General features: G+C 65.6%; 10 protein-coding genes and 1 rRNA gene. All 11 read left to right on the top strand.

Features of this window, described 5'->3' with window-relative positions; translation table 11 throughout:
* The first annotated feature begins 144 nt into the window (after positions 1-144).
* Positions 145-261: ribosomal RNA gene (gene rrf / locus ABFX19_RS12145) — 5S ribosomal RNA — on the top strand.
* A gap of 188 nt (positions 262-449) precedes the next feature.
* Entirely contained in the window at positions 450-2,057 is a 1,608-nt protein-coding gene (locus ABFX19_RS12140; protein ID WP_346028410.1) for a hypothetical protein, read from the top strand.
* Positions 2,044-3,057 carry an HAD-IIA family hydrolase gene (locus ABFX19_RS12135; RefSeq protein ID WP_346028409.1) on the top strand — a complete coding sequence of 338 codons (1,014 nt, stop codon included), beginning with the start codon at positions 2,044-2,046 and terminating at the stop codon, positions 3,055-3,057. The genes ABFX19_RS12140 and ABFX19_RS12135 overlap by 14 nt, the downstream gene beginning before the upstream one ends.
* A gap of 9 nt (positions 3,058-3,066) precedes the next feature.
* Entirely contained in the window at positions 3,067-3,282 is a 216-nt protein-coding gene (locus ABFX19_RS12130; protein ID WP_277359389.1) for a hypothetical protein, read from the top strand.
* A gap of 2 nt (positions 3,283-3,284) precedes the next feature.
* The gene (locus ABFX19_RS12125) at positions 3,285-4,115 is read left to right on the top strand and encodes a TlyA family RNA methyltransferase (RefSeq protein ID WP_277359388.1); all 831 of its coding nucleotides are present in this window, start codon (positions 3,285-3,287) and stop codon (positions 4,113-4,115) included.
* 30 nt (positions 4,116-4,145) lie between these two features.
* Positions 4,146-5,072 (top strand): NAD kinase, encoded by a 927-nt coding sequence (locus ABFX19_RS12120; RefSeq protein WP_346028408.1) that lies wholly within the window; start codon positions 4,146-4,148, stop codon positions 5,070-5,072.
* On the top strand, positions 5,069-6,790 hold the full coding sequence (recN, locus tag ABFX19_RS12115; protein ID WP_346028407.1) for a DNA repair protein RecN: 1,722 nt from the start codon (positions 5,069-5,071) through the stop codon (positions 6,788-6,790). Before ABFX19_RS12120 ends, recN begins: the two co-directional genes overlap by 4 nt.
* Entirely contained in the window at positions 6,787-8,490 is a 1,704-nt protein-coding gene (gene pyrG, locus ABFX19_RS12110) for a CTP synthase (RefSeq protein ID WP_346028406.1), read from the top strand. Before recN ends, pyrG begins: the two co-directional genes overlap by 4 nt.
* Positions 8,491-8,492: 2 nt before the next feature.
* A complete protein-coding gene (locus ABFX19_RS12105) occupies positions 8,493-9,176 on the top strand; it encodes an NUDIX domain-containing protein (protein WP_346028405.1) in 684 nt (227 codons plus the stop codon).
* Between the two features lie 4 nt (positions 9,177-9,180).
* Complete coding sequence (xerD, locus tag ABFX19_RS12100; protein WP_277359383.1) at positions 9,181-10,164, top strand: site-specific tyrosine recombinase XerD; 984 nt, start codon at positions 9,181-9,183, stop codon at positions 10,162-10,164.
* Between the two features lie 69 nt (positions 10,165-10,233).
* The gene (locus tag ABFX19_RS12095; RefSeq protein WP_346028404.1) at positions 10,234-10,770 is read left to right on the top strand and encodes an RNA polymerase sigma factor; all 537 of its coding nucleotides are present in this window, start codon (positions 10,234-10,236) and stop codon (positions 10,768-10,770) included.
* Position 10,771 lies beyond the last annotated feature (1 nt).

Raw genomic sequence — 10,771 nt, 5'->3', positions numbered from 1 at the left:
TATGCGGTTCCCAACCAATAACACCGGTTACCAGGGAACACACAACACAATATTGACAATTACGTACAACTACACAGAACAGTTGTAACCACATACTTCCCACCTCACCACCGTTCACACCGGTACGGGGTCGGGTACAAGGGTTACGGCGGTCATAGCGTGGGGGAAACGCCCGGTCCCATTCCGAACCCGGAAGCTAAGACCCACAGCGCCGATGGTACTGCACCCGAGAGAGTGTGGGAGAGTAGGACACCGCCGGACAACACTTAGCACTGAGGCTCCGACATACTGTCGGAGCCTCAGTCATTTAACGACTCGGACACGCCTGCCGGCTCTTGCCTACAATGGGAAGATCGCAGGCTCAGAATCCTCCGACACTTCACACATAGATCAACAGCGAGAGCGTCCGACACAGGGTCAGGTCAGCTCATGACGAGAGGAATTGTGCCATGGCTGATCGGGAACCCTTCCGCGACCGCGGAGCGAATCACCGCGAGGATGATAAGCGCGGCGAAGAGCGCCGCAGTGCGGAACGCCGCGGGAGTGACTCGAGTGAACGGCCTCGGCGGGGTTTTTCCGCACCCCGGGGGGCCGGTAGCGGCGCAGACCGCCGCAAGCCTGAATCCGGTGACCGGCCGCGCTATCAGGATCGCTCCGAAAGCGGCTCCGGCCGGCCAACCCGTGAGGGTGGTGGCCAGCGTCGTGAGGGTGGCTCTCGTGAGAGTGGCAACGACCGCGGTCCCCGCAGGGACTTCGGCGGTCGGGGCAGGCCAGCCGAGTCCGGCAACCGTCCGAACCGGCAGGACCGGGATGGGCAGCGCGGCGAGCGCCGCCCCCACCGTGATCAGGACTCCCGGAATGCCGGTGATCCTGCACGGCGCTGGGACCGGCCAACCGGCGGGGACAACAGGTCACGTGAAGCCGGCGCCGAAGGCCGTTCGTACCGAGAGCGCGGAAGCGGCGGAGCTTCGGATGGGACCAGGTCGCGCCCCGGGGGCTCTTCCGGACGCGACGGATTCTCCCGTGGCGGCGATCGTGGACAAAGCCGCAACTTCGGCGAGGACCGTCGTCCGGGGCGCTCTTACGGTGATGCACCTCGGGGAGGCGACCGCAGGGAAGCAGAGTACGGGCGGCGTCCTGAGCGTTCGCCCAGAGAAACAGGACCGAACGACGGTCCGTTCGAGCGCCCGCATAACGCGCGTGATCTTCGCAGTGCCAACCGACCGGATCGGGAACGTTCCCCCGAGATCGATGAAGATGTCACGGGAAGCGAACTGGACAAGGTCACGCGTGCGGAAATCCGGAACCTCGAGGAGCGAAGCGCCCTGTGGGTGGCGAAGCATCTCGTCATGGCCGGACGCCTGATCGACGACGAGCCGGAGCTTGCGTTCCAGCATGCTCTCGCGGCGAGCCGTCGCGGGGGCCGTCTCGCGGTTGTCCGCGAAGCGGTCGGTCTCACCGCATACGCGGCGGGACACTATGGCGAGGCCCTGCGAGAGTTCCGGACCTACCGGCGAATCAACGGATCGAACGTCCACCTTCCGTTAATGGCGGATTGCGAGCGCGGACTTGGCCGCCCTGATCGCGCCCTGGACCTCGCCCGGTCTGAGGACGCGTCCTCCCTCGACGCAGCGGGGAAAGTCGAGTTGGCCATCGTGGTATCCGGGGCGCGCACCGACCTCGACCAACTCGACGCCGCGGTCGCCGCGCTCGAGATCCCGCAGCTGACGAAGAACCGCGCCTTCAGCTACAGCCCCCGGCTGTTCCGTGCCTACGCAGACGCTCTTGCGGCAGTGGGCCGCGAGGAGGAAGCTGCGTCCTGGCAACGCCAGGCCGAACGTGCGGAGAATGCTCTCGGAGTCGGTGCCTTTGCGGATCCCGATATCATCGACCTCGTTGGCGAGGACGAAGACTTGGAGCTGGACCGCACCGCTGCAAGGGGCGCTGTCCAGAGTGTCGGTTCAACTCCGGACCAGGATGTCGAATCCACGGCTGATGAGGCTCCCGCTAACGGTGAGGAGCCCGGTGACGGTGAGGAGCAGCGTGACAGTGAGTGAGACCGGTACGCCGCTGGCATGCCGTTACGGTGCTGTACTCGCTGATCTTGACGGCGTCGTCTATGCAGGCCCGTCAGCGATTCCCGGTGCCACTGAGGCGCTGGAGAAGCTCCGGGACCTTGGCGTCGCCCTCGCTTACATCACCAATAACGCATCCCGATCCTCAGCGGAGGTGGCAGCACATCTTCGTGAGCTGGGCGCTCCAGCCACCGCTGAGCAGGTCTTCGGGTCGGCGTTGGCGGGCGCCGAACTCCTGGCTACGCAGGTGGCGCAGGGGGCAACAGTTCTCGTCACCGGCAGCGCGGTCCTTGCGCAGCATGTAGCTGATCAGGGCCTCGTTCCGGTGACCACGGCGGATCCGGTTCCCGACGCCGTCATTCAGGGCTTCGAGCCATCGCTTGGATGGAAGGATCTCGCCGAGGCTGCGTTTGCGGTTGCCGGCGGCGCGGTGTGGGTCGCCACGAACACAGACATGTCCATCCCGCAGGCACGTGGAATCGCTCCAGGCAATGGCACGCTTGTCGCGGCGGTGAGCGCAGCCACCGGTAGAAGCCCGATCGTCGCCGGCAAGCCTGAAGCCCAATTGTTTACAACGGCGGCGGCTCACCTCGGCGTCGAGGAAGCGCTGGTGGTCGGCGACCGCCTCGACACGGATATTCTCGGCGGAAACCGTGCCGGAATGGCCACGGCGCTGGTGCTCACCGGAGTGGACACGGCAGAGAACGCGCTGGCAGCCGTCACCGGGCAGCGCCCAACGTACCTTTTCGCGGACCTTGACCAGCTGCACCGTCCTTATCCGGAGGTCACCGAGCAGGACGGCGTCTTCTCCTGCGGTGAGTCGTCAGCCAGGGTTGAGAACGGCGTCGTTCTTATGACCGGTGGCCGCGATGATCTCGACGCCTGGCGTGCAGCGTGCGCTGCCTGGTGGGCCGCGTGCCCGCTGCAGGACACCGCCGATCTTCCCGGACTGAAATTCCTGGACGAGGATGCGCAACGATGAGGAGCCATCGTGGGAGCCACTGAACCGCCTCCTGTTGAGCAAGGATCGCTGCCGGACGGCGGGCTAGCGGATTATCCAGCAGTGTCGTCCACCGGTGACGCGGCTGTGGACGACGTTCTGCACACGCTCACCGCGATGCCTGAGCTGGCCGAGGCGGACCAGCACACGGCCTACGAACAGCTTCACGACGAGCTGCTCGCTGAGCTCAACACGGAGCACAGCTGAGCGTGGCCCGACTTGACCAGGAGCTGGTGGCCCGTGGGCTGGCCCGCTCACGATCCCATGCGGCGCAACTCATCGCAGAAGGCAGGGTTCGCCGCTCCGGCTCTGTCCTGACCAAGGCCTCGTCGTCGGTCTCGGAGGGTGACGAAATACTCGTGGCCGGCAGCGGCGCCCCCGACTACCCCAGCCGCGCCGCATACAAGCTCGAAGGTGCGCTGGAAGTCTTCACCGGCGTCGGGGTTCAGGGCAAGCGGTGCCTCGACGCGGGCGCGTCCACCGGCGGCTTCACCGACGTCCTGCTTCGCCGTGGGGCGGCCGGAGTGGTGGCGGTGGATGTTGGGCACGGGCAGCTGGTCGATCAGTTGCGTAACGATCCGCGCGTTTTCGTGCACGAAGGGCTCAATGTCCGGTTCCTCGACTCGGAGCAGATCGGCGGGCGGGTGGACCTGACGGTTGCGGACCTTTCCTTCATCTCGCTGACCCTCGTGATGGCACCGCTTGCTAATGCGACGCGGAAAGGCGGGGATCTGGTGCTCATGGTCAAACCGCAGTTTGAGGTCGGCAGGAGCGCACTCAGCCGCACCGGAGTGGTGACGGATGAGGAGCAGCGGCGCGGCGCCGTCGTCGGCGTGGTGCATTCCGCACTGGAAGCGGGTCTCGACGTCGAGGGGGTCGCGCGTAGCCCACTGGCGGGTCAGAACGGAAATGTGGAGTTCTTTCTGTGGATGAAGGTGCCCTCGGGCTCGATGGTGCCTAGGATCGGTAGGGACGCAGGTCAACTTGCGCACCGAATCGTGGACGGCAGCTCCGCGTTCGGCTCCAGCGGCGATGCGTGAAGCCGTCCCCACCTGATACAACGGAGCGTGATGACTAGACGCATACTGGTACTCGCCCACACCGGCCGGCATGACGCAATGGCCGCTGCCCAGGAGGCCTGCACACGGCTGCACGCTTCCGGGCTGACTCCGGTCATGCGCGCCGAGGAACTGCGCGACATCCAGGCGGAGTACGGCACGCTGGCAGCGCCTACCGAGACGCTCGGGGCGGACGTGGGACTCGAGGATATCGAGCTTGGCATGGTGCTCGGCGGAGATGGAACCATCCTCCGTGCAGCTGAACTGGTCCGCGGGACAGACGTTCCGCTACTGGGCGTCAACCTCGGCCATGTCGGTTTCCTCGCCGAGAGTGAGCGGGCGGATCTCGCCGAGGCGGTCCGCTGGGTCGTGGACAAGGATTACACCGTCGAGGAACGCATGGCCATCGACGTGCAGGTCTGGCGTGGCGACCAGCTGACCGCACAGACCTGGGCGCTCAACGAGGCCGCGATCGAGAAGGCCAACCGTGAGCGCATGATCGAGGTGGTCCTGGAAGTTGATGGCCGCCCGGTCAGCTCCTTCGGCTGCGACGGCGTCGTCCTGGCTACCCCCACCGGTTCCACCGCTTACGCTTTCTCTTCCGGCGGTCCGGTTGTCTGGCCGGAGGTGGAGGCCCTCCTGGTGGCTCCGATCAGTGCGCACGCGCTCTTCGCGAAGCCGCTCGTGGTCGCCCCGACGTCGCTGCTCGCCGTGGAACTCCTCACCCGCACCGACGCATCCGGCGTGCTCTGGTGTGATGGGCGGCGCACCGTCGATCTGCCGCCCGGCGCCCGGGTTGAGGCCACGCGGTCAGATATCCCGGTCCGGCTGGCGCGCACGCATCAGACACCCTTCTCGGAGCGGCTCGTCCGCAAGTTCGAGCTGCCCACTCAGGGCTGGCGCGGCCCGGCCACTCATGACGGCGAGCCCGCCCGATGATCGAGGAGATCCGGATCCGCGACCTCGGAGTGATCGCAGACGCGACGCTCTCCCTGGGGGCCGGCTTCAGCGTTGTCACCGGTGAAACCGGCGCGGGCAAGACGATGGTCCTCTCTGCGCTGAACCTGCTGATGGGCGCGCGTTCCGACGCCGGCGCTGTACGCCTTGGCGCGAAGAACGCGTCCGCTGAGGCAGTGCTTCGCGTGGACCTTCAGGGCGCTGCAGCGCAGCGAGCCCTGGAAGCGGGCGGCGAGCTGGAAACAGACGACGACGGCGTCGCCGGCCTGATTCTCGCCCGCACAGTCAATAGCGACGGCCGTAGCCGCGCCTACGTCGGTGGAAGATCAGCTCCCGCCGGCGTCCTTGCCGAGGTGGGGGAGAAGCTGGTGGTGGTCCATGGCCAGTCGGACCAGCTCCGGCTGCGAAGTGCTGCGGCACAACGCGAGGCGCTGGACAAGTTCGGGGGCCCAGAGCTCGCCGCCGCCCTTGCCGCCTACCAGGGGACGTACCGGCGCTGGCGGGAGGTGAGCGCGAGCCTCGAGGCGCTGCGTAGCGCGGAGCGGGACAGGCTGCGGGAGGCCGAGTCGCTTCAGTCGGCACTCGAGGAGATCGATGCCGTTGACCCGCAGCCGAATGAGGACGAGGCGCTGAAAGCGGAAGCGATGAAGCTCGGCAACGTCGAGGAGCTTCGCACTGCGGCCGCGGCCGCGCATCAGGCGCTGGTGTCGGGTGAGTTCCCCGAATCGGGCGATGCCACAACTCTGGTAGATGCGGCGAAGCGCCAGCTGGAAGCGGTCGGAGCGCATGACGCTGAGCTGGGATCACTGGCCGAGCGGCTCGCCGAAGTCGGTTACATCCTGGCTGACATTTCCACCGAGCTGGCCGGCTACGCGGCATCTCTTGACTCGGAGGGGCCCGGGCGGCTGGCCGAGGTCGAGGCGCGGCGGGCAGAGCTCAACATTCTGATCCGCAAGTACGCTCCGTCCATCAGCGAGGTGCTCGACTGGGCAGCCACCAGCCGGGACCGGCTCGACGAGATCAGCGGTGACTCCGACAGGATCGAGGGCCTGCAGCAGGAAGCCTCTGCTTTGGAAAGCAAGCTGGTCGCTGACGCGGAGGTCCTTGGCCGGCTGCGACTGGCTGCCGCAGAAGACCTGTCCGGACGGGTCAGCAGCGAACTTTCCGCCTTGGCCATGCCTGATGCGTGGCTCATCATCGACGTCACTTCGGGCGGCACCCCTGGACCGCTGGGCGCCGACGAGGTTTCCTTCTCGCTGCAGCCGCATGCCGGGGCGGCCCCGCGTCCGCTGGGCAAGGGTGCCTCGGGCGGTGAGCTCTCACGGGTCATGCTGGCGATCGAGGTGGTGCTCGCCGCCGTGGATCCCGTACCGACTTTCGTTTTCGACGAGGTTGACGCGGGAGTCGGCGGCAAGGCCGCCGTCGAAATCGGGCGTCGTCTTGCCATGTTGGCCCAGCATGTACAGGTTGTCGTCGTCACCCACCTGCCGCAGGTGGCGGCATTCGCCTCGCACCATATCCGCGTGACGAAGAGCAGGGCGGCAGACGGCGGTTTCACCGCCAGCGACGTCGAGGTCCTCCCGGAGTCGGAGCGGGTGCGGGAACTCGCGCGTATGCTCGCGGGTCAGGAGGAGTCTGCCAGCGCCCAGGCACACGCGGAGGAGCTTCTGCTTGATGCAGCGCGGACAGCCGTCAGGTGATAGGGTCGAACTCCGTGGTGCAGCAAACAATCTCCCGGTTCCAGAAGTCCGCAAAGACTACCAAGCACATCTTCGTCACCGGTGGTGTGGCGTCTTCTCTCGGTAAGGGACTGACGGCTTCCAGCCTCGGGCACCTGTTGAGGGCGCGCGGTCTGTCCGTCACCATGCAGAAGCTGGATCCGTATCTGAACGTTGATCCCGGCACCATGAATCCGTTCCAGCACGGCGAGGTCTTTGTGACCGACGACGGCGCGGAGACGGACCTCGACATCGGTCATTATGAGCGCTTCCTCGATGAGAGCCTTGACGGCTCAGCCAATGTCACCACCGGCCAGGTGTACTCCGAGGTCATCGCCAAGGAACGGCGCGGCGAGTACCTGGGTGACACTGTGCAAGTCATTCCGCACATCACCGATGAAATCAAGCGCCGCATGCGCCTGCCCGCGGAGCCCACAGGGTCCCGCAAGGCACCGGATGTCATCATCACCGAGATCGGCGGCACGGTCGGTGACATCGAGTCCCAGCCGTTCCTTGAGTCAGCGCGTCAGGTGCGCCAGGATATCGGCCGAAACAACGTGTTCTTCGTCCATGTGTCGCTCGTGCCCTACATCGGACCCTCACAGGAGCTGAAGACCAAGCCCACGCAGCATTCGGTGGCTATGTTGCGATCAATCGGTATCCAGCCGGACGCCATCGTCATCAGGTCAGACCGCGAGGTGCCGGATGCCATGCGCGAGAAGATCGGCCGCATGTGTGATGTGGATGTCGATGCAGTGATCAACGCCGCTGACGCCCCCAGCATCTATGACATCCCCAAGACCCTCCACGCGCAGGGACTCGACGCCTACATCGTCCAGGCACTCGACTTGAAGTTCAAGGACGTCAACTGGACCAAGTGGAACAAGCTCCTCGAAGCCGTTCACCACCCGAAGCACCATGTCGAGATTGCGCTGGTCGGCAAGTATATTGACCTCCCGGACGCCTATCTCTCCGTGACCGAGGCGCTGCGTGCCGGCGGCTTCGCGAACAAGGCCAAGGTCCAGATCCGCTGGGTGCCCTCGGACGATTGCGCAACCCCGGATGGTGCGGCAAAGGCGCTCGATGGCGTTGACGCCATCTGCGTCCCAGGTGGCTTCGGCATCCGCGGGCTTGAGGGCAAGCTCGGTGCCCTGCGCTACGCCCGTGAGAACAAGGTGCCCACGCTGGGTCTCTGCCTCGGTCTGCAGTGCATGGTGATCGAGTACGCCCGCAACGTTGTGGGCCTGAAGGGCGCTTCATCTACCGAGTTTGAGCCTGACACTGATTTCCCGGTCATCGCCACCATGGCTGAGCAGCTCGAGATCGTTGCCGGCGAGGGTGACATGGGCGGCACCATGCGGCTCGGCCTGTGGGACGCATCGCTCAAGGAGGGGTCAGTGATCGCAAAGACGTACGGCCGCACCGAGGTGAGCGAGCGCCACCGCCACCGCTACGAAGTGAACAACGAGTACCGCGAGAAGCTCGAGGCCGCCGGTTTGGTTGTCTCCGGTACCACCACGGACGGCAAACTGGTCGAGTTCGTGGAACTGCCCGCTTCGGCACACCCGTACTATGTCTCCACCCAGGCCCACCCCGAGCTGAGCTCCCGTCCCACCCGCCCGCATCCGCTGTTTGCCGGGCTGGTCAAGGCGGCCCTCTCACGCCGGGGCGTCAAGGCTTAGCCATGGGAGTCGAGCCGCAGGCCGCCGCAATAGCTGACCGGCAGAGTCCACGCCGGTTGCTCAACTCCACCACGGCTTTCTCCGGCAAGATTTGGGACGTGGTCAGCGAGACCTTCCGGCTGGATGAGGACGGCGAGCCGATCACGCGCGAGTACATCCAGCACCCGGGCGCGGTCGCGATTCTCGCCATGGATGATTCCGAGCGCGTCCTGCTGCTTCGCCAGTACCGCCACCCGGTCCGGATGGATTTGTGGGAGATTCCTGCTGGTCTCCTTGACGTTGACGGAGAGGACTTCGCCGTCGCCGCAGCTCGGGAACTGGCTGAGGAAGCGGACGTCACGGCGAGCACCTGGCACGTCCTGTCGGACCTGTTCCTGTCTCCCGGCTCCTCGAGTGAAGCCCTGCGTATCTACCTCGCACAGGGCATTGAGGAAGTTCCTCAGGACAAGCGGCACACCCGCACCCATGAGGAAGCCGAAATCGAGCTCGCCTGGGTACCTTTGCCGGATGCAGTCCAGGCAGTGCTCGAGGGGCGGATCCACAGCCCCTCCGCCGCGGCAGCCGTGCTGGCAGCGGCGGCGGCCAAGACATCGGGCTACCGCTCCCTCCGCCCCGCAGATGCTCCCTGGCCCGAGCACCATAGCCAGCACGGAACGTGGCCCCAGGGCCCTGTCCTGCAGGACTGACCCAATGGCCGAGGGCAGGCAAGCGACCGTACAGGACGAGCTCCAGACCACTGGACCCGGCCGGCTTATCAGCGAGTACCTCCAGCACATGCTGGTGGAGCGCGGCCTCTCCGTGAACACCCTTGCGGCCTATCGCCGCGACCTGCTGAGATACCACCGCTTCCTCACAGCAGCGGGCATCGAGTCGATGGACACCGTGACGCGCCAGCAGGTGTCCGCGTTCGCGCAGGGACTGGCCACCGGCGAGGACGGGCAGGCGCCGCTGAGTCCCCGCTCCGCAGCCCGTACCGTTGTCGCTGTACGCGGCCTGCACCGCTTTCTCGCACTCGAAGGAACGACGACGGCGGATCCCGCCGAGGATGTGCACCCGCCCACCGCCGGGCAGCGGCTTCCGAAGGCGATCTCCGTGGACGACGTCACCCGGATCCTCGAAGCCGTCGACACTTCCACTCCCGGCGGCTTGCGTGACCGGGCACTGCTGGAATTTCTGTATTCGACCGGGGCACGCATCAGCGAGGCCGTAGGACTGGACGTGGATGATGTGTCGGTCGATGCTGCCCTGGATGGTCCCGCCGTCGTCCGTCTGTTCGGCAAGGGGTCCAAAGAGCGGCTGGTGCCGCTCGGCTCTTACGCGGCGCGGGCCATAGAGTCCTATTTGGTGCGGGCTCGCCCGGCGCTGGCCGCCAACGCATCCGAGAGGAACAGTGCTCCTGCACTGTTCCTCAATCTCCGCGGCGGCCGGCTGAGCAGGCAAAGTGCATGGACCATCCTAAAAGCCGCTGCGGAGCGCGCCAAAGTAGCCGGGGAAGTGTCACCCCATACCCTTCGCCACTCCTTCGCCACCCACCTGCTGCAGGGAGGCGCCGACGTCCGGGTTGTCCAGGAGCTCCTGGGACATGCGTCCGTCACGACAACCCAGGTGTACACGTTGGTCACCGCTGACACGCTGCGGGAAATCTATGCTGCAGCCCACCCGCGCGCTCTTTAATTGGTACGTGGTTGACAGATAATTGACAGTGCCTGTAACCCCGGAAGGCCTGTCGGAAACTATAGGTGTATGGACAGGACACATACACCAGGGGGGATAGTGTTGCAGCGATACGATGACGTTTTCGCGGCGTTACACAGAGAACACCGCGACCGAGTGTTTTCCTTCATACACCGGCGGGTGAGCAGCAGGGAAGCAGCCGAGGAACTCACCAACGACGTGTTCCGTATTGCCTGGCAGCGGAACCCGCAAGCCTCAGACGTCACGCCGGCGTGGCTTCTCACCGTCGCCCGCAACGTCATCGGCAATGAATACCGCCGCCGTGAGCGGGCGGAGCATCTCATGCAACGGGTACGGGACTCGGTTGTTCTTGCCGCCCGGGCCGGAAACGGGGCGGGGCAGCAGGCGGTAGCCGACTCACTGCTGCGGCTCCGGGAGAAGGAACGCGAAGTTTTACTCCTCGCCTATTGGGATGACCTGTCCACCACAGAGATCAGTGAGGTGCTGGGGTGTAGTCCCTCCGCAGCCAAGGTGCGCCTGCACCGGGCCCGCGCCGCATTCGCACAGATGATGCCTGCCGCTCTCATGGCAGAAGAAGGAGCCTGAA

The organism is Arthrobacter parietis (assembly GCF_039530425.1).
In the GTDB taxonomy this organism is placed as follows: Bacteria; Actinomycetota; Actinomycetes; order Actinomycetales; family Micrococcaceae; genus Arthrobacter_D; species Arthrobacter_D parietis.
The sequence above is the reverse complement of the archived record's forward strand: the minus strand, read 5'-3'. Positions and strand labels throughout refer to the sequence as shown.

Coding starts and splice junctions, on each gene's coding strand:
- ABFX19_RS12140 (WP_346028410.1), top strand. CDS start 450: ATGGCTGATCGGGAACCCTTCCGCGACCGCGGAGCGAATCACCGCGAG.
- recN (WP_346028407.1), top strand. CDS start 5,069: ATGATCGAGGAGATCCGGATCCGCGACCTCGGAGTGATCGCAGACGCG.
- ABFX19_RS12120 (WP_346028408.1), top strand. CDS start 4,146: ATGACTAGACGCATACTGGTACTCGCCCACACCGGCCGGCATGACGCA.
- ABFX19_RS12105 (WP_346028405.1), top strand. CDS start 8,493: ATGGGAGTCGAGCCGCAGGCCGCCGCAATAGCTGACCGGCAGAGTCCA.
- ABFX19_RS12095 (WP_346028404.1), top strand. CDS start 10,234: ATGGACAGGACACATACACCAGGGGGGATAGTGTTGCAGCGATACGAT.
- xerD (WP_277359383.1), top strand. CDS start 9,181: ATGGCCGAGGGCAGGCAAGCGACCGTACAGGACGAGCTCCAGACCACT.